Annotated in this window: 17 protein-coding genes; 14 read left to right on the top strand and 3 right to left on the bottom strand. The window is 63.4% G+C overall.

Going from position 1 to position 17944, the window contains the following annotated elements:
- From BRAS3843_RS30370 to BRAS3843_RS30385, 4 genes are all read left to right on the top strand, one after another.
- The coding region (locus tag BRAS3843_RS30370; protein WP_035983332.1) for a glycosyltransferase at positions 1-667 on the top strand (667 nt) is incomplete at its 5' end.
- Positions 664-1797, top strand: a complete 1134-nt coding sequence (locus BRAS3843_RS30375) for a glycosyltransferase (protein ID WP_008972996.1) — start codon at positions 664-666, stop codon at positions 1795-1797. The genes BRAS3843_RS30370 and BRAS3843_RS30375, both read left to right, overlap by 4 nt.
- Entirely contained in the window at positions 1794-2858 is a 1065-nt protein-coding gene (locus tag BRAS3843_RS30380; RefSeq protein WP_008972997.1) for a UDP-glucuronic acid decarboxylase family protein, read from the top strand. The genes BRAS3843_RS30375 and BRAS3843_RS30380 overlap by 4 nt, the downstream gene beginning before the upstream one ends.
- Positions 2859-3042: 184 nt before the next feature.
- Positions 3043-3597: a DUF4142 domain-containing protein gene (locus BRAS3843_RS30385; RefSeq protein WP_008972998.1), complete on the top strand. Its 555-nt coding sequence runs from the start codon at positions 3043-3045 to the stop codon at positions 3595-3597.
- A 114-nt stretch (positions 3598-3711) separates the two neighbouring features.
- Here BRAS3843_RS30385 and BRAS3843_RS30390 read toward each other — a convergent pair whose 3' ends face one another.
- Entirely contained in the window at positions 3712-5472 is a 1761-nt protein-coding gene (locus BRAS3843_RS30390; RefSeq protein ID WP_008972999.1) for an SDR family oxidoreductase, read from the bottom strand.
- Positions 5473-5677: 205 nt separating this feature from the next.
- Here BRAS3843_RS30390 and BRAS3843_RS30395 point away from each other — a divergent pair, with 205 nt between their 5' ends.
- The 9 genes from BRAS3843_RS30395 to BRAS3843_RS30435 all read left to right on the top strand — a co-directional run bounded on the left by BRAS3843_RS30395 (position 5678) and on the right by BRAS3843_RS30435 (position 15061).
- The gene (locus tag BRAS3843_RS30395; RefSeq protein WP_008973001.1) at positions 5678-7558 is read left to right on the top strand and encodes a methanol/ethanol family PQQ-dependent dehydrogenase; all 1881 of its coding nucleotides are present in this window, start codon (positions 5678-5680) and stop codon (positions 7556-7558) included.
- Positions 7542-8393: a substrate-binding domain-containing protein gene (locus tag BRAS3843_RS30400; RefSeq protein WP_008973002.1), complete on the top strand. Its 852-nt coding sequence runs from the start codon at positions 7542-7544 to the stop codon at positions 8391-8393. Before BRAS3843_RS30395 ends, BRAS3843_RS30400 begins: the two co-directional genes overlap by 17 nt.
- 1 nt (position 8394) lies before the next feature.
- On the top strand, positions 8395-9027 hold the full coding sequence (locus BRAS3843_RS30405; RefSeq protein ID WP_008973003.1) for a c-type cytochrome: 633 nt from the start codon (positions 8395-8397) through the stop codon (positions 9025-9027).
- Between the two features lie 162 nt (positions 9028-9189).
- Positions 9190-10137: a cytochrome c oxidase subunit II gene (coxB, locus tag BRAS3843_RS30410; RefSeq protein WP_244425509.1), complete on the top strand. Its 948-nt coding sequence runs from the start codon at positions 9190-9192 to the stop codon at positions 10135-10137.
- Between the two features lie 8 nt (positions 10138-10145).
- A complete protein-coding gene (locus BRAS3843_RS30415; protein WP_008973005.1) occupies positions 10146-12083 on the top strand; it encodes a cbb3-type cytochrome c oxidase subunit I in 1938 nt (645 codons plus the stop codon).
- A complete protein-coding gene (locus tag BRAS3843_RS30420) occupies positions 12083-12694 on the top strand; it encodes a cytochrome c oxidase subunit 3 (protein WP_008973006.1) in 612 nt (203 codons plus the stop codon). The genes BRAS3843_RS30415 and BRAS3843_RS30420 overlap by 1 nt, the downstream gene beginning before the upstream one ends.
- Positions 12687-13127: a hypothetical protein gene (locus tag BRAS3843_RS30425; RefSeq protein WP_008973007.1), complete on the top strand. Its 441-nt coding sequence runs from the start codon at positions 12687-12689 to the stop codon at positions 13125-13127. Before BRAS3843_RS30420 ends, BRAS3843_RS30425 begins: the two co-directional genes overlap by 8 nt.
- Positions 13118-14104, top strand: a complete 987-nt coding sequence (locus tag BRAS3843_RS30430; protein WP_008973008.1) for a cytochrome c oxidase assembly protein — start codon at positions 13118-13120, stop codon at positions 14102-14104. Before BRAS3843_RS30425 ends, BRAS3843_RS30430 begins: the two co-directional genes overlap by 10 nt.
- Positions 14105-14125: 21 nt before the next feature.
- Positions 14126-15061, top strand: coding sequence for an NADP-dependent oxidoreductase (locus BRAS3843_RS30435; protein ID WP_008973009.1), 936 nt, complete (start codon positions 14126-14128; stop codon positions 15059-15061).
- Between the two features lie 36 nt (positions 15062-15097).
- Here the strand turns inward: BRAS3843_RS30435 and BRAS3843_RS30440 are convergent, their stop codons facing one another.
- On the bottom strand, positions 15098-15826 hold the full coding sequence (locus tag BRAS3843_RS30440; RefSeq protein ID WP_008973010.1) for a DUF4396 domain-containing protein: 729 nt from the start codon (positions 15824-15826) through the stop codon (positions 15098-15100).
- Positions 15827-15846: 20 nt separating this feature from the next.
- Positions 15847-16632, bottom strand: coding sequence for an SDR family NAD(P)-dependent oxidoreductase (locus BRAS3843_RS30445; protein ID WP_008973011.1), 786 nt, complete (start codon positions 16630-16632; stop codon positions 15847-15849).
- A gap of 138 nt (positions 16633-16770) precedes the next feature.
- Here BRAS3843_RS30445 and BRAS3843_RS30450 point away from each other — a divergent pair, with 138 nt between their 5' ends.
- Positions 16771-17901: a DUF305 domain-containing protein gene (locus BRAS3843_RS30450; RefSeq protein WP_008973012.1), complete on the top strand. Its 1131-nt coding sequence runs from the start codon at positions 16771-16773 to the stop codon at positions 17899-17901.
- Positions 17902-17944 lie beyond the last annotated feature (43 nt).

Raw genomic sequence — 17944 nt, forward strand, 5'->3', positions numbered from 1 at the left:
GGTGCTGACCTATGGCGGCGGTGATCCCGTCGTCACGGCCTACAAGGGCGTCGGCGCGCGCGACTGCGTGCCCATCTACAACGCGCTTGATCCGCAGACACACTTCCCGGTCACGCCGATCGACAAGTTCGGCTGCGATCTCGGCTTACTGGCCAACCGGCTGCCGGATCGCGAAGCCCGCATCGAGCAGTTCTTTCTCGACGTTGCCGCACGCATGCCCGAACGGCAATTCGTGTTGGGCGGATCGGGCTGGGAGTCGAAGGGAACACCGTCGAATGTGCGCAAGGTCGGTCACGTCGGTACCGGTGACCACAATGCGTTCTTCGCCTCCGGTCTCGCGGCCTTGAACGTCAACCGGGACAGCATGGCGCGCTACGGCTTCTCGCCGCCGACCCGCGTCTTCGAAGCAGCCGGTGCGGGCGCCTGCCTGATCACCGATGCCTGGGTCGGCATCGATTCATTTCTCGAACCAGGCCAGGAAGTCCTTGTCGCCGCCAGCGGCGACGAGGTGGCCGAGCATCTCGCCGCGCTCGGGCCCGACCGGGCCCGCGCAATCGCCGAGCGTGCGCGAAAGCGCATCCTGGCACATCACACTTACCGCCATCGCGCGCTCCAGTTCAGCCGTTTGATCGAAGGCATCAGCACGAAGACAGAGGCCGCGGAATGAAACTTGACGTCGTCGTTATCGGACTGTCGGTGACCTCCTCATGGGGGAATGGACATGCCACCACCTATCGAGCGCTGATCGAAGCCCTCGCCAGGCGCGGGCATCGGGTCACCTTCCTCGAACGCGACGTGCCCTGGTATCGCGCGCATCGCGATCTGAAGCCGCCGAAGACCTGGAACGTGAAGCTTTACAATTCGCTGCAGGATATCCCGCGCCGGTTCGGCTCCGACATCTGCGACGCCGATCTCGTGATGATCGGCTCCTACGTCCCTGACGGGATCGCGATCGCCGAATGGGTCACCTCGCAAGCCCGCGGAATCACCGCCTTCTATGACATCGACACGCCCGTGACGCTCGCCGGCCTCGACAAGGGCTTGGACTATCTCTCAGCGAAGATGATTCCGCGCTTCGACCTGTATTTGTCCTTTTCGGGCGGGCCGGTGCCCGGCATGATTCAAGAGATTTATGGAAGTCCGCTCGCGCGCGCGCTCTACTGCAGCGCCGATATCGATCAGTATCGGCCCCATCCGGTCGAGCCGCGCTGGGCGCTCGGCTATCTCGGAACGTATAGTTCCGACCGGCAGCCGGCGTTGGAGACGCTTCTGCTCAGACCGGCCCGGACGCGTGCCTCCGACGAATTCGTCGTCGCCGGTGCGCAGTATCCTGCCGAGATCAGCTGGCCAGCCAATGTGCAGCGGATCGATCACGTGCCGCCGCAGGACCATGCCGCCTTCTACGCAGCGCAGCGATTTACGCTGAACCTCACCCGCAGCGACATGCGCACGCTCGGATTTTCGCCGAGCGTCCGGCTGTTCGAAGCCGCCGCCTGCGGAACGCCGATCATCTCCGACCGCTGGCCGGGGATCGAAACCATCTTCACACCGTGCAGCGAGGTCCTTTTGGTCTCCAAGCCGGAGGACGTCATCGAGATCCTGCGCGACATGCCCGAGGACACGCGGCGCAATATCGCGGAGCGGGCGCGAAAACGGATCCTGCGGGAGCACACGCCCGACCATCGCGCCCGTCAGCTCGAAGCCTGCGTCCTTGAAGCCAAGAACAGGCGGCGCCCGTCCGATCCGCGCGTCGCAAGTCGCCCTCTTCAAATTGCAGAGATGCAGGTCAACCCATGAACGTGCAAAAACCGACCCTCTCCTTCAATCGGCGGTCTCGCCGCGTCATTGTCACCGGCGGCGCCGGGTTCATCGGCTCACATCTGTGCGATTCGCTGCTGCAGCGTGGTGACGAGGTGATCTGCGTCGACAATCTCTATACCGGTTCGGTCCGTAACGTCCGTCCACTGTTGAATCACCGCAATTTTTTCTTCATCGAGCATGACATCCGCGTTCCGCTGCGACTTCAAGGCTCAGTCGATCGGATCTACAATCTCGCCTGCCCCGCCTCGCCTCCGCACTACCAGGCCGACCCAGTGGGAACGATGCGCACCTGCGTGGTCGGAACCATCAACATGCTGGAGCTGGCCCGGCAAAAGAGCGCCCGCTTCCTGCAGGCGTCGACCAGCGAAGTCTATGGCGATCCCGAAGTGCATCCGCAGCCGGAATCCTATGTCGGCCACGTCAATCCGATCGGACCTCGCGCCTGCTATGATGAAGGCAAGCGCGCGGCCGAAGCCGTGATCTTCGACTACCATCGGCTCCATGGGGTCGAGGTCAAGGTCGCGCGGATCTTCAACACCTACGGGCCGCGGATGCTCGAAAACGACGGGCGCGTCGTCTCGAATTTTATCGTGCAGGCGCTGCGCGGCGAGCCGATCACCGTCTATGGCTCCGGGCAGCAGACGCGCAGCTTCTGCTTCGTCGATGATCTGATCCGCGGCCTTGAAATGTTGATGGAGAGCCCTGCCGCGGTCACCGGCCCCTTCAATCTCGGCAATCCGCAGGAGATGACCATCGAAGCCATCGCGCGCGAAGTGCTCGCACGGACCAAGTCGAAGTCCCCCTTGCAGTTCAAACCTCTGCCGGCAGACGATCCCAAGCGTCGCAAGCCCACCATCGAGGCGGCGCGCCGGGTGCTGGGCTGGCAACCTTCGATCCCGATCGAAAAGGGCATCGAGGCAACCATCGCCTATTTCACATTGTCGCTGGCAACGGAGGCCTCCAAACCGAGCGCCACGCCGGCGCGCAGGAAGCAGGTCCAGCGTCCGATCAGCACCGCCGCAGCGGAGGTGCGATGACGTCATTGCGGCGTCGAGCGCGCGGACCACGTTGCGGGTCCCGCAGCTAGTTCCGGTCGCCGACGCCGTCCCCGGAGGTTGGAACCTACGCTGTAGGAACAAACGCTCTCCACCAAGGGTTGGAGAGCGGATTACGGCCGGCGATTTCAGCGGGCCGGCAGTGAACCCCCGGAGGGACGACATCATGAAACGCCTGATGATTGTTGCGGGCTGCATTCTCCTTGCAGGTCCGGCTCTTGCTCAATCGGTAGGAGAAAAGACCGGCGTCAATTCCGCACTCGGAGTGGCACCATCGACCGCCGATTTCGTCAAGGAGGTCGCAATCAGCGATATGTTCGAGATCGAGTCAAACAAGCTGGGCGAAGAGAAAGGAACTGCGCAGGACAAAACCTTCGCGAGGCAGATGGTCACCGACCACACCAAGACCAGCACCGAACTGAAGGGCATGGTCACGTCCGGCAAGGTCAAGGCCGAGCTGCCGACTGCGCTCGACAGCTCCCACCAGAGCAAGCTCGACAAGCTCAAGGGCGAGACGGGCAAGGATTTCAGCTCGACTTTCGCCTCCGACCAGGTCAGTGCGCACAAGGATGCGGTCTCGCTGTTCGAGCGCTATGCCAAAGGCGGCGACGACGCCGAGCTGAAGGACTGGGCCGGCAAGACGCTGCCGACGCTGCGGCACCACCTCGACATGGCGCAAGAATTGAACAAGGCGCCGAGCGTGGGCCAGTCTAACAAATAAAGCCCCGAACGATCGGGTCAAAATGCCGGCGTTCTCGCCGGCATTTTTTTTGATGAAGCCGCGCAGCGTCGAGGTCGACGAGAATGACGCATCAAGAGCGAAGGGGAACGCTGCTCAGGCGCGCCGGTGTCGACGGTGCGAGCGGCTGCTCGGCCCGCGCGCCATGGCCAATCCGGTAAATGCAATAACGAGGATGCCAAGAGCGAGTCCGATCTTGCTCAACTGGTCGGCCGGAGGCAACCGCTTGCGTGCCAGCCATCCGCCGCTTGCGGATTTGCCTGCCGGCACCGGCGCAAGCAATGCGCCCTCGCTGCGCGGTGCAGGTCTCGCACGCGCGAGCAGGAAGCGGAAGCCGGCTCCCATCAGACGCTCGGTCGGTCCTCGCGCCAGCGCATATGAGACTTGGCCCAGACGCGCCGGCCATCCCACCGCGACCTCGTCGCGTGGGGACCGGATCAGTTGCAGGAAGGTCTCGGCCACGTCGTCGGGGCGATACAACAGCGGCCCCGGATCGAGGTTTCGGCCGGACATGTTGGCGCCATGGACGAAGCCGGGAGTGTCGACCATTGCCGGAAACACGCTGCAGACGTGAATGTCAGGATGTGCAGTCAGCTCCTGGCGCAGGCTCGCCGAGAAGCCACGCAGGCCGAACTTGCTTGCCGTATAGGCGGCTGCGAACGGGGTCGGCGCCCAGCCGCCGAGCGAAATATTGTTGATCAGGATGCCGCGCCGCTGGCGCTGGAAGATCGGAAGCACGGCATAGGCGCCGTTCATCGTTCCCAGCAGATTCACCTCGATCGTCCGTCGGTGCAAGGCGATGTCGGCCTCGCCAAAAGCGCCGAATACGCCCGTCCCGGCATTATTGATCCAGACGTCGATGCCGCCGAACGCCTTCTCCGCGGCATCCGCGAGCCGCTGTACGGCTTGCGCATCCGTGACATCGGTCGGCACGGCAAGCGCATGCCCACCCAACGCATCGCATTCGGCCGCGACATCGTTGAGCACATCCGCGCGCCGGGCGGCGAGCGCAACGCTTGCGCCTCTCCGCGCGAGCGCCAGCGCGGTCGCACGACCGATACCGCTGGAGGCGCCCGTCACCACCACGCGCACCGCGCTCAGCTCCCGCGTAGCGGGCAGAGCAACGCGCGCGCCCGCGGAACGCCTCAGCCAGGACAATGAGCGACGGAGCTGTTCGGTGCCGCCACTTTCGAACCACCGGCCATGTGCGAAGATCACGCGCTCTGGCGCGAGCTCGATCAGCCGCGACACCGCGGTTTCGACCGGACGGCCTCCCAAACGCAATAGCAGCCGCAAATAGGCCGGCGCCTTGCCATTGGGCGCCGTGATCCCGAGCAGACTTGCCGCTGCACGGGACAATGGCGACAGCCCCTCCGGCGCAAGATTCTGCACCAGGTCGGTCAGGACCAGGGTCCGGCTCGGCTTGTGAAAGAGCTCGACCTCCGAAAACAACAACGTGCTGACCAGAACGAGCTCGATATCCTCGGCCCATTCATCAGGGCTCCTCTCGCCGAGCTCATGATCGATCCGCAGTCCGGAGCGACGCACTTGGGCGCGCTCCGCGAGCCCGGGCGCGGCGAACAGTTTCGCAATCGGGAGGGCGGCCTGCCACTCCGGCAGGAACATCCAATGGGCGATGTTGGGAGCCACCAGATATTTGATCGGGCCAAGCCGCTCGAGTTCTCGCCGCAAGTCATCGGAATATTGGGTTGGCGAGTGCAGCAGCAGGTCGCTGCTCTTCAGTCGGATCACCGTCATCCGGACCGGAAGCGGCAGGCCGGCCGCATGAATGCGCCCGGCATCGACAACCCAGACACCCTCCGCCACCGGCTTCACCTGCTCTTGTTTGCTATGCATGGTCCCGTCCGCTGCCGCTGGATGTTTCCGCAGAGAACCCGTTTGCGAGGGCTTGGTTTCAAGGCTGTCTGCGACGTACGGTCCCGGACAGATGGCGCTGCCAGGCTATTAGGAACCAACCTTCGCACCGACGTTTGTACGTCGCAGGTCGCCGGGCCTAAGTCTCGTCACGCCCGCGTGCCAATTGTCGCGGAACGATTCATCCATGTTAGCACTGGCGCGTCGCACGTCCCTGGCCATCAGTCTCGTCGCAATCGCCAGTGCGATCTCGCCGCTTCATCCATGTGATGCACAGCAATCGTCCGCGGCCGGTACCAGTGATCTGGCCGAGCGCATGAAGGACCCTGCGCAATGGCCGATGCCGGCGCGCGATTACGCGAACACCCGTTTCAGCGATCTCGATCAGATCAACATCTCCAACGCCTCACAGTTGCAGCTCGCCTGGACGTTTTCGGTCGGGGCCGACCGCGGCCAGGAAGCGGCGCCGATCATCGTCGACGGCACCATGTATGTCGTAGGGCCCTATGCCGGGCCCTATCCGAACCGCGTGTTCGCGCTCGATGCCACCAGCGGCGAGTTGAAATGGTCCTATGCGCCGAAGCCAGAGCCAGCGGCGGCAGGGGTGGCCTGTTGTGACGTCGTCAACCGCGGGCTCGCCTTCGACAGCGGCAAGGTCTTCCTCAACACCCTCGACGACCACACCGTCGCGATCGATGCCAAGACCGGCAAGGAGCTGTGGCATACGAAGCTCGGCGAGATCAACAGGGGCGAGACCATCACCATGGCGCCGGTGGTCGCCAAGGGAAAGGTTCTGGTCGGCAACAGCGGCGGCGAGCTCGGCGTTCGCGGCTGGGTGACCGCGCTCGACGAGAACACCGGAGCGGTCGCCTGGCGCGCCTATGCCACCGGCCCCGACAAGGATGTCCTGATCGGCGATGATTTCAAGCCGTTCTACGCCAGTCTCAAAGGCAAGGATCTCGGCGTGAAGACGTGGCCCGCAGATCGCTGGCAGAACGGCGGCGGCACGATGTGGGGTTGGATTTCCTATGATCCGGCGTTGAACATGATCTACTACGGCACGGCCAATCCAAGCCCGTGGAATGCCAATCAGCGCAGCGGCGACAATCTCTGGAGCACCACGATCTTCGCCCGTGACATCGACACGGGCCACGCCAAATGGGCCTACCAGGTCAACCCGCACGATCTGTTCGACCATGACGAAATCAACGAGAACGTGCTGGTCGATCTCGACATCAACGGCGCGCCGCGCAAGGTTCTGATCCATCCCGGCCGCAACGGCTATATGTATGTGATCGATCGCACCAGCGGCGAAGTGCTGTCCGCCGATGCTTATGAGTTCGTCAACGCCTACAAGGGCGTCGACCTCAAAAGCGGCAAGATCATCCCGAATGAGGAGAAGACTCCGGTTCTCGGCAAGACGATCGAGAACATCTGCCCGTCCGCGCCGGGCGCCAAGGATTGGCAGCCGACGGCGTGGTCGCCGCGCACGAAATTGCTCTACGTTCCGCACCAGCATCTCTGTATGGATTTTAAGGCATCCGAAGTCGGCTACATCGCTGGCACACCGTTCGTCGGCGCCGATGTCGACATGTATGCCGGCCCCGGCGGCTATCGCGGCGAGTTCATGGCCTGGGATCCGGTCGCCCGCAAGAAGGTCTGGGAAATCCATGAGAAGCTTCCGGTGTGGTCGGGTGCGCTGGTGACCGCCGGCGACGTCGCCTTCTACGGCACGATGGACCGCCTCTTCAAAGCGGTGAACGCGAAAACAGGCGAGGTGCTCTGGCAATTCCGCGCCGGCTCCGGCTTCATCGGCCAGCCGGTCTCCTATCGCGGCACGGATGGGCAGCAATATATCGCGATCCTCTCCGGGGTCGGCGGCTGGCCGGGCGTGGTCGCCAACGCCGAGGTCGATCCGAGGGTTCGCAACAGTGCACTCGGCTTCACCGGCGCCACCCAGGACCTGCCGTTCTATACCACCGGGGGCAGCGAGCTTCTGGTGTTCAGGCTTGGGCCCGGCACAGCCGGCGCGAATCCGCAAGGCACGACCAATGCGCCGTCGCACTGAATCATGGGCCTTCTTGTTCGCGTTTGCCCCGGCCCTTGCGATCGGCGTGCCAGGCGCTGTGCGTGCGCAGACGACCTCCCACGAGCTCCGGGTCTGCGCCGATCCGAACAACCTGCCGTTTTCCAATCGGGCGCAGCAAGGCTTCGAAAACAGGCTCGCCGAAATGATCGCGCAGCGCATCGGCAAGACCGTCAGCTACACTTGGTTTGCACAGCGTCGCGGCTTCATCCGGCACACGCTCAAAGCCGGCCTTTGCGACGTCGTGATCGGCGTGCCTGCACATTACGACCTGGTTGAGACCACCACGCCCTATTACCGCTCGACCTATGTCCTCGTCAGCCGCGCCGACCGCCACCTCGATCTCATCGGACTCGACGATCCGAGATTGCGCTCGCTCACAATCGGCGTGCATTTGATCGGCGACGACGGCAACAACCCGCCTCCAGCGCATGCGCTGGGGCAAGAAGGAATTATCGACAATGTCAGGGGCTTTCCGATCTATGGCGACTATCGCGAGCCCAACCCGCCGGCGCGCCTGATCGAAGCGGTCGCCAATGGCGATATTGATGTTGCCGCAGCCTGGGGACCGCTGGCCGGCTACTTCGCCAAGCGATCCGCCGTTCCACTGACGATCACGCCAATTGAGGATGCCGGCCACTTTGCGCCACAACGCTTCCAATTTGCGATCGCGATGGGCGTACGCAAGGGCGATGACGCGCTACGCGACCAGTTGCAGGCATTCATCGACGGGAATCGCAACGCTATTGCAGCACTGCTGCGCGAATTCGGCGTTCCGCTCGTCGACGAGGCACAGGCCGCATCCGGAGGACACTGAGATGCATGCGAGCGGTCGAACTGCGCTGATTGTCCTCACACTCGCGGCGACGGGCGGTTGCGCCGCGCTGGCGCAGCAGGCACTCCCATCATCCGAGGAAGCGCAATTGCCTTCTATGCAGCCGCAGCCGGATGTGGGTGCGTCGATCGGCGGTGGCCAGCCGGGGCGATTCATACAGGTGCCGGTCAGCCATCTTTCCCCGAACGGCATCCGCAGCGCGCCAGACATCAAGAACCCGGCGCAGGGCGATCCGAAGTCGGCCGAGCGCGGCATGCGCTATTTCATCCAGTTCAACTGCGTCGGTTGCCATGCACCAGCCGGCGGCGGCGGCATGGGTCCCGCGCTCAGCAACAACTTCTTCATCTACGGGTCGCAGCCCGCCAACATCTATCTTTCGATTTATCAGGGCCGTCCGAACGGCATGCCGGCCTGGGGGGCCACACTGCCGGACACGGTGATCTGGGATCTCGTCACCTACATCGGCAAGATCAGCAACGAGCCCACGCCTGAGTGGGGACGCACCTTCTCGGCGTCGCCGTTGTCGCCGGCCGTCGAACAAATCCCTGCGGAAAAGGCCGCCACACCTGATCCATGGGCGGCAACAACGACCTTTAAGCAGGGCCAGAAGCCATAGCAGATGCGCAGACGATTGGAGCGCGCAGTGTCGAATGGAGAGCAAATACTGCCGAGCCCGAGGACGGCCCAAGGTCGCGGTAGTCCGGCCACTCGGTCGATCCTTGCGCTTGCGCTGCCTTGCCTCCTGCTGTCGACCAAAGTCGCTTCCGCCGAAACGCCTTTGGACTATCTGATCACCCACGGTGCCCGCGCCGATTCCATTGCTCACCTGGCCTGGTTCTCGACTGCGGTCTCCGTGCTGGTGATCCTCATCGTGACAGCCCTGCTGCTGGTTGGCATGTTTCGCCGCCGCGACCTGCCGCCGCCTGCGCTTCCCGGCCTGGCTGCGATTGCACGACCGCAAGACGGCATATCGTGGATCTATGTCGGCGTCGGCATCACCACCGTCGTGCTGCTGATCACCACCTTCTGGACCTTCGCCACCCTCGCCAGGACCGGACCGCAACCCGGCCCTGCGGCCGTGCGGCTCCTGATCACCGGTCACCAATGGTGGTGGGAAGTGCGCTATCTCGCCGACACGCCTTCCGATGAATTCACCACCGCGAATGAAATCCATATCCCGGTCGGCAAGGTGGTCGAGGTCAAGCTGCGCGGCGACGACGTCATTCATTCGTTCTGGGTGCCGAAGCTCGCCGGAAAGACGGATATGATCCCCGGACAGGAAAACCAGACCTGGCTGCAGGCCGATCGAGAAGGCGTCTATCGCGGCCAATGCGGCGAGTACTGCGGACAGCAGCATGCGCACATGGCCTTCGAGGTAGTGGCGTCCTCGGCAGACGACTTCGAGCAATGGCGCCAGCAACAGCTCCAATCGGCGCCACCCCTCTCCGGTGCCGCGCTCCAGCAGGGCGAAATGCTGTTCGATAGCCGCTGCGGCATCTGCCACCGCGTCCGCGGGACCACAGCGGGCGGCATCGTCGGGCCTGACCTCACCCACATCATGAGCCGGCGCGCGATCGGTGCGGCGACCTTGCCGAACAATCGCGGCAATCTCGCCGCCTGGATCGCCGATCCCCAGCACACCAAGCCTGGCAATCTGATGCCGCGCCTCGATCTCTCCGGGCCGCAATTGACGCTGATCCGGCAATATGTCGAGACACTTAAGTAGGAGCACGCATGACCGCGACGGAATATGATCGCGCTCCCCGGGTCGCCGTACGCGACTATGCGTCTCCGCTCGCGGAGAAGCTCAACGCTTTATGGGAAACCAAGCCGGGCGTGATCGGCTGGCTGTCCTCGGTCGACCACAAGGAGATCGGGCTCCGTTACATCGTCACATCGTTCATCTTCCTGATCGTGGGTGGAATTGAAGCGCTGATCTTCCGCCTCCAGATCACGCAACCCAATGAGACCCTGCTGACGCCCGAGCAGTACAACGAACTGTTCACGATGCACGGCGCGACCATGATCCTATGGTACGCCTTTCCGATCCTGACCGGCTTCAGCGTGTTCCTGCAACCGCTCGTCATCGGCACTCGCGACATGGCGATGCCGCGGCTGAACGCCTTTACTTACTGGCTGTTTCTCTTTTCCGGCATCTATCTCTATGTGGGATTTGCGATCGGCGAGGCGCCGAATGACGGCTGGTTCAACTACGTGCCTTACGCCTCGCGCCCGTTCAATCCGGGCCTCAACATCGATTTCTATGCCCTATCGAACATCCTGCTGGGGATTTCGACCACGCTTGGCTCGTTGAATTTCGTCGTCACCCTCCTGCACATGCGTGCGCCGGGCATGTCGATCAACCGGCTGCCGATCTTGAGCTGGGGCACGCTGACCATCTCGGTCGGCAACCTGTTCGCGATGCCGAGCGTCACGCTGGCCTTTTTCCTGTTGTGGATGGACCGTCAGTTCGCAACCCATTTCTATCGGCCCCCGACGGGACAGCCGCTGCTGTGGCAGCACCTGTTCTGGATGTGGGGGCATCCCTGGGTCTACGTGATCGTGCTACCGGCCATCAGCATGGTGTCGGAAGCGCTGCCGATTTTGTGCCGCCGCCCTCTGGTCGGCTACACTGCCGTGGCGCTGGCGACGGTGCTGACCATGGTGCTCGGTTTCGGCGTCTGGCTGCACCACATGTTCGCGACGGGATTGCCGGGACTGGCGCTGTCGTTCTTCAGCGCCGTGTCGATCCTCATCGTGATTCCGAGCGCGGTGTCGGCCTTCGCCTGGCTCGGTACGATCTGGACCGGACGCCCGGTCTTCAACACCGCTTTCCTGTTCTTCGCCGGCTTCATCGTCGTGTTCGTGATCGGCGGCGTATCGGGCTTCATGACCGGCTCGGTCCCGGTCGATTGGCAGCTCACCGATACCTATTTCGTCGTCGCCCATATCCATTATGTGCTGATCGGCTGGAACCTGTTTCCGGTGATGGGCGCGAGCTATTTCTGGTTTCCGAAAATGTTCGGCAAGCTGCTCGACGAGCGGCTCGGCCGCTGGAATTTCTGGTTCATGTTCGTCGGCTTCAACGTCGGCTTCTTCCCGATGCATATCAGCGGCCTGCTGGGCATGCCGCGCCGCATCTACACTTTTCCCGAGGGCATGGGCCTCGACACCATCAATCTGATCACGACGATCGGCAGCTATGTCTTCGCGGTCGGCTTCCTGCTCTTCATCATCAACGTCGTACTCAGCCTCAGGCATGGCCAGGACGCCGGCCCAAATCCCTGGGACGCCGCCACGCTCGAATGGACCACGCCGTCACCGCCCCCACCCTACAATTTTGTCGTCCTGCCGACGCTGGCGACGCGGACCCCGCTGTGGGAAACACGGCTCAGGGAATCGCCTTATCATTCCGATCTCGGCAAGGGCTTTCCACTCGATCACGGCAAGGAGGCGCTGGCAACGACAACGCTGGATGCCCAGCCGGAAGCAATCCTGAGAATGCCGGAGGATTCGCTGATGCCGCTGCTGCTGGCGCTCGCACTCACGGCCCTGTTCGCCGGGCTGATCGTCAAGCTGTGGTGGTTGGTGATCGCCTCCCTCGTCGTCGGCCTCATCTTTCAGCTGATCTGGCTCTGGCCGCGGGCCAAGCTTGCCGAACGGAGGCCCTGATGACGATCGTCACGATATCCCGTGATGATCTGCCGATCGGCAGCGTCACCTCTCGGACGGTCGGCTGGTGGAGCATGATCGCGGCTATCATCACCGAAGCGTCGCTGTTTGCCTATCTGCTGTTTGCCTATTACTATTTCGCCGTGCAGCGGCGCGGCGAGATGTGGCCGGCGGAAATGCCGACCTTCAAGCTCGCAGCCCCGAATACGGTCATCCTGCTGGTCTCAAGCGTCGCCGTGTGGTTCGGCGAGCGCGGCGGGCACGAGGGCGTACGCTGGAAGCAGACGGCCGGCATGGGCATCGGCTTCGTCCTCGGCGTGATCTTCGTCACCATCCAGGTGTTCGAGTGGAAGGCGAAGTCGTTCAGCCTCAATTCGGGCCCTTACGGCTCGATCTTCTTCGTCGTGACCGGCTTCCACATGGGCCACGTCGTGCTCGGCCTGATCATGCTGCTGCCGCTCACGCTCTGGTCGGCGCTCGGATATTTCGGCCCCGGGCGCGACGCGCCGATCTCGATCGGCGCCATCTACTGGCACTTCGTCGACGCGGTTTGGCTGGTGGTGTTCTTCAGCCTCTACATCACGCCATATCTGGGGCTGCGCCATGGCTGACGAAGCCTCGCTCCGGCGCGCCGGACATCCCGCCCCGCACCGCAACCGCGTCAGCATCGGCTGGCTGCTCGCGGCGCTGTTTGCACCACCGATCGGCTGGTCGCTGCACCTGATCGCAAACTATGCGCTGGCAAGTCACAGCTGCTATCCCGGCAGCGTGCCCAAGTCCCCGACATCGCCGGCAGGGCTTTGGGCGCTTCTGATTGCAATCGACGTCGTCAGCCTCGCAATATCGCTGGCCGCGATCGTGTTCGCCTACCGCGCCTGGCAGGCCAGTATCCGGGAAATGGCCCAACATGAATCGCCCATGGTCGAAACCGGCGAAGGCCGCACGCGTTTTCTGGCGGTCTGGGCGCTGCTGATTGGCAGCCTGTTCTTTCTGACCGTCGCATCGGACAGCGCGGCGCTCTGGATATTGAAGACATGCAGCTGAACATCCGCGCAGGTCTGCTGCTGGTCGCGATGGCGCTGCCGCTACGAGCCATGGCGCATAGTGCAGGCTCTGCGCCAGGCTTTCCGGAGCGGCTGTCGGCGGCCGGCTGGAGCCTGGATGCGTCGACGATGATTCCCCTTGCGCTGGCCACCGGCTGGTATGCCTTCGGCATTATCAGCGCAATGCGCGAGAACAAAACCGAGCTGCTCTCACCTGCGCGCACCATCGCATTTGCCGGCGGCATCGTGATCCTGTTGCTGGCACTGAATTCGCCCATCGATACGATCAGCGAGGACCTGTTCTCGGTGCACATGATCCAGCATCTCCTGCTGATGCTGGGGGCGCCCCCGCTGCTGGTCTGGAGCGACTGCCCCGCCATTTTTCTGCGCGCGTTCCCGCGCCCGGCGCGGAAGCGGATCGTGCGGCTGTGGATCACGCTCGGCTTCGGCCGCGCCTACCATATGCTGATGCATCCGCTCCTGGTCTGGGTGCTGTTCACAGGCGCATTCGTGTTCTGGCACGCGCCAGGACCGTACCAATGGGCGCTTGATGACAATGCCGTACACATCGTCGAGCACCTGAGCTTCTTCGTGACATCGCTGATGTTCTGGTCGATCGTGCTGCCGCCCCATCAGCACGCGCGTCGCCTGGCGCACGGGTCGACCCTGCTGCTGATCGTGTCAACCGCGGTGCTGAGCGGCCTGCCGGGGGCATTGATGATCTTCGCGCCACGCCCGCTGTATCCAGGTCACGCGGCGGGCGTGATGAAATGGGGCCTGACCTTGATGGAGGACCAGCAGCTGGCGGGCCTGATCATGTGGATCCCAGCCGGTGGTGCCTATGTGCTTGCTGCCGCGCTGGTGTTCCTGAGCTGGCTCGATGAAGCCGAAGCGCGGGCGCTGCGGACCGCGCGACGCGGCGCTGTGGTTCAAGCTCGCCCCCAGGTGCAAGGAACGCCTGGCATCGCCAGCGATTGATCTCGCGCTAAGGAGATGCCCATGGCCACGATCCGGCGCATGCGATTTCACAGATTTGGCGGTGCGGATGTGATCCAGTCGGATCAGGTCGAACCGTCGCAGCCGGATGCTGGCCAGATTTTGGTTGCCGTGCGTGCGGCCAGCGTCAATCCGGTCGACTTCAAGATCCGCTCCGGCAAATATCCCGCCGTCAAGAACGACCGCCTGCCATATGCGCCGGGGCGCGACCTCTCCGGCACCGTGCTCGCCTGCGGCGCGCAGGCGACCCGCTTCAAGCCCGGCGACGAGGTGTTCGGCATCGTCAACATTTATGGCGGTGGCTATTCGGAGCAGGTCGTTCTCGACGAGCGTGCGGTGGCACTGAAGCCTACTATGCTCGACCACGTGCATGCCGCAGCGATCCCCCTCGCCGGCCAGACGGCATGGCAAGGCCTGTTCCGCCATGGCCGGCTGCAGGCCGGGCAGTCGGTGCTCATCCATGGCGGGACAGGTGGCGTCGGTCACTTTGCCATCCAGTTCGCGAAGGCCAAGGGCGCCAGGGTGCTGACGACCGTGTCAGCGGACAACGTCAATTTCGCCCGATCGCTCGGCGCCGACGTCGCAATCGATTACAGAACGCAGCGGTTCGAGGACCACGCAGCCGATCTCGACATGGTGTTCGACCTGATCGACGGCGAGACGCGCGAGCGGTCCTGGCTGCTCCTGAAGCGGGGCGGCATCCTGGTCTCGACCCTGACCCCGCCCTCGCAGGAGACGGCGAAGCAGCATGGTGTGCGCGCGACACGTTACACCGTCGAGGCCGACGGCGCTGAGCTCGCCGAGATCGCATCGCTGGTAGCCGAGGGCAAGATGCGGCCGCATCTGCAGCAGAGCTTCGCGCTGGACTCCGCCGCTGCGGCCATGACAGCGGTGGAAAAGGGCCACACGGTCGGAAAGATTGTTCTGACGGTCCAGTAGTCGTCTCGGGCGCTGCATCGCTCAGCGCCTCCTGTGTCACATCGCTTCCTTCAGCTTTGACGCGATCAGCCAGCGGTTGACCGGGTAAGAGGTTGCGAGACCTGCAAGCATGGCAAACTGCATCACCCACCAGAACGCCGGGCTCCCCTCGGGCAACGCGGTCCCGAGAAGGCGTGGGAAGACGACGAAATGCGCCAACGCCATGACAGCGTACATGCCGATCTGCCAGGCAATCAGAGACAAAGTGTCCGCCTGCAACGCGCGCTTCAGGGCTGTCTCACGACTCAATTCAGGATGCATCGGCTTGATCGAGAAATACTGGAACAGGATGCCAAATCCAAACGCGAGGATGAAGTCGAGGACCCAGGCCGAGAAGATCTTGTCCCGCCAGAGCACGTGCCAGCCCAGGATCACCGCAAGCCCGGGAACCAATTGCAGGAGCGTCTCGGCGATGACATCGCCCAGCGTGCAGCCTGCGCCGCAATGCGTTGCGCCTTTGACGACTGAGGTCGGAGGCGGCCAGTGCTCGGATTTCCGATGCTTTCCTTCCGAATGTTCCGAATGCTTTCCGCCCCCGATGTTTCGCCCGAACGAAAGATAGGCCGCGAGCGCCAACGGGCCGGCATATAAGGCTGTGATTGGCCAGACGACGTTCATGATGCGCATGCGCTGCGGATGCCGCATTTCGTCAGCGGCGATCCACAGCGCGCAGCCAATCGCGACAGCCAGCGACAGGCTCGCGAGCACATTGACAAGGAAGGGCATCTTCGGGCCTTGTCGCGGGCCTAGTGCTTCGCCGTTCCGGGCTCGGCCTGGCTGCGATGCTGCTTGGCGAGCGCAGCGGCCGGCGTTACATTCGCAACCGACGACTGGACCTTGTTCTTCAAGCCGGTCACGACGTCGCCCTCGCCGGCCATCATCGCATCAAACCCTTGGCGCGCCACGTCGCCAGCATCGTCCTTGTCCTCGGTGCCGATCTTGGTGTCCATCATGTCGGCGCGGCGGAAGAACTCGGTTTCGGTGGCGCCGGGCATCAGACAAGTGACCGTGATCTTGGTGTCCCTCAACTCCTCACGGATCGCAAAGGAGAACGAGTTGAGGAACGCTTTCGTGCCGTTGTAGATCGCCTGGAAGGCGCCGGGTGTAAAGCCTGCGATCGAGCCGGTGATGAGGATGCGACCTGCATTGCGGCGGCGCATGTCGTTGCCGATTTTGTGGATCAGCTCCACGGTGCCCGTGACATTGGTATCGATGACCCGGCGGATCTCGCCAAGGTCCTGGTCGAGGAACGCGCGTCCAAGACCGCGGCCGGCATTTGCGAGCAGAGCATCGACGGGACGCCCCTGCGTGGCGGTACAGAGCTTCTCGACACCTTCGCTGGTCGCGAGGTCGGCCTGGATCGCCTCGACCCTTGCTCCGTTTGCGCGCAACGATGCCGCCGCCTGCTCGATCTCCGGCTCGTCGGCGACGATCAGGAGGTCGAAACCGTCTTTCGCGCAACAGCGCGCCAGTTCCAGACCGATACCGGTCGACGCGCCCGTGACGATTGCGAATTGGCCCTGTGATGCCACGACATTCTCCTTTCAGGCTGTTAGCAAGCATCGGTCCAATCGCGGCCGCTCCTGATCGTTCCTGGTCGCTGTGCATCGGAACGTTTTGGTGCATGTCGGCTTGGAGCTCAGGTTCCGAACTGATCTGTTGTCGGCGACATGTTGTCAGCTCAATCGAACTGGATCGCGGCCGCCAAGCTGGGGCTGGTCAGCAGCACCTTCTCCACGCTGGTCAGTCAGCTCGCCGCGGCGCGAATCGGGCGCGATGCCGCGGTCGACTGGATGACGGTCGCCGCCATTCCCTTGCGTGACGGCGTGATCACAGCAGAGCCGAGCTGGGGCGCGATCGCAGGCGGGATCGCTTTCCATCAATGGGCCGACTTCTCCTGGGCGCTGGTGTTCTTCGGCCTGTTCGGCCGCTGGACTGCAGAGCTTCGACCACTCACTATCTTCGCGGTCGCGATGCCTTGGGCCGTTTTCACCTCGGCAACCGAGTGGCTGCTGCTGGTGCCCCTGTTTCCGTTCTTCCAGCCGATCTTCACCTTGCAGCAGCCCTATTGGATCGGCCTGCTGGTCCACATGTCATCGGCTGCGATGTATCCGCTGTTCGCGTGGTTGCGGTTCCCGCTCGGCGCCGCACCCCGATCGCCTGAGGTCCGCTTCGCCAAGGCCTGGGCTCGCGGTGGCGCCGCCGTGGTCGCGATCCTCGGTGCGATGGCAGGCTTTGGTGCGTCGGTGCGCGAGTTCCCGTGGCTAGGAATGGATCGCGTCGCGGACCAGGACTACATCCGCCATATGACGACGCATCACCGCCAGGGCATCGTGCTGGCACTGCTCGGCACTGAGCGCGCACGCGATCCCTCTCTGCAATCGCTTGCACGTCTGATGGTCGCGAGGCAGGCCGGCGAGAACCGCATCTTCGACAATTGGTGGCAAAGCTGGTTCGGCACGCCAATGCCGGACTGCAGCGCGCAGGAACGCGCGGACATGCCGGGCTATTTGACGCAAGCGCAGATGCAAGAGGCACGCGACGCCAGTCCTGAGCAGTTCGATGCCGTCTTCATTCAACTGATGAGCGTTCATCACCGGGGCGCGGTCGCGATGGCCGATCAGGAATGGCACGGCCAGGGTGACCTCAGGCTGCGCATCATGGCGCATGCCATCCGCCACGAGCAGCAGGGCGAGATCGCGCTGATGAACGGCGTTGAAGGCATCGCCGCGGTCCGAACCGCCATCGCCAACATGACGTCCGACAACGTGAACGGAATGGATCAAGCTGGAACTCACTAGGAACCGATCGGCCGTTCGAAGATTGTACGTTCCGTTTCAGGAT

It is taken from the genome of Bradyrhizobium sp. STM 3843, assembly GCF_000239815.1.
GTDB lineage: Bacteria > Pseudomonadota > Alphaproteobacteria > Rhizobiales > Xanthobacteraceae > Bradyrhizobium.

Coding starts and splice junctions, on each gene's coding strand:
- BRAS3843_RS30375 (WP_008972996.1), top strand. CDS start 664: ATGAAACTTGACGTCGTCGTTATCGGACTGTCGGTGACCTCCTCATGG.
- BRAS3843_RS30380 (WP_008972997.1), top strand. CDS start 1,794: ATGAACGTGCAAAAACCGACCCTCTCCTTCAATCGGCGGTCTCGCCGC.
- BRAS3843_RS30385 (WP_008972998.1), top strand. CDS start 3,043: ATGAAACGCCTGATGATTGTTGCGGGCTGCATTCTCCTTGCAGGTCCG.
- BRAS3843_RS30390 (WP_008972999.1), bottom strand. CDS start 5,472: ATGCATAGCAAACAAGAGCAGGTGAAGCCGGTGGCGGAGGGTGTCTGG.
- BRAS3843_RS30395 (WP_008973001.1), top strand. CDS start 5,678: ATGTTAGCACTGGCGCGTCGCACGTCCCTGGCCATCAGTCTCGTCGCA.
- BRAS3843_RS30400 (WP_008973002.1), top strand. CDS start 7,542: ATGCGCCGTCGCACTGAATCATGGGCCTTCTTGTTCGCGTTTGCCCCG.
- BRAS3843_RS30405 (WP_008973003.1), top strand. CDS start 8,395: ATGCATGCGAGCGGTCGAACTGCGCTGATTGTCCTCACACTCGCGGCG.
- BRAS3843_RS30415 (WP_008973005.1), top strand. CDS start 10,146: ATGACCGCGACGGAATATGATCGCGCTCCCCGGGTCGCCGTACGCGAC.
- BRAS3843_RS30420 (WP_008973006.1), top strand. CDS start 12,083: ATGACGATCGTCACGATATCCCGTGATGATCTGCCGATCGGCAGCGTC.
- BRAS3843_RS30425 (WP_008973007.1), top strand. CDS start 12,687: ATGGCTGACGAAGCCTCGCTCCGGCGCGCCGGACATCCCGCCCCGCAC.
- BRAS3843_RS30430 (WP_008973008.1), top strand. CDS start 13,118: ATGCAGCTGAACATCCGCGCAGGTCTGCTGCTGGTCGCGATGGCGCTG.
- BRAS3843_RS30435 (WP_008973009.1), top strand. CDS start 14,126: ATGGCCACGATCCGGCGCATGCGATTTCACAGATTTGGCGGTGCGGAT.
- BRAS3843_RS30440 (WP_008973010.1), bottom strand. CDS start 15,826: ATGCCCTTCCTTGTCAATGTGCTCGCGAGCCTGTCGCTGGCTGTCGCG.
- BRAS3843_RS30450 (WP_008973012.1), top strand. CDS start 16,771: ATGTTGTCAGCTCAATCGAACTGGATCGCGGCCGCCAAGCTGGGGCTG.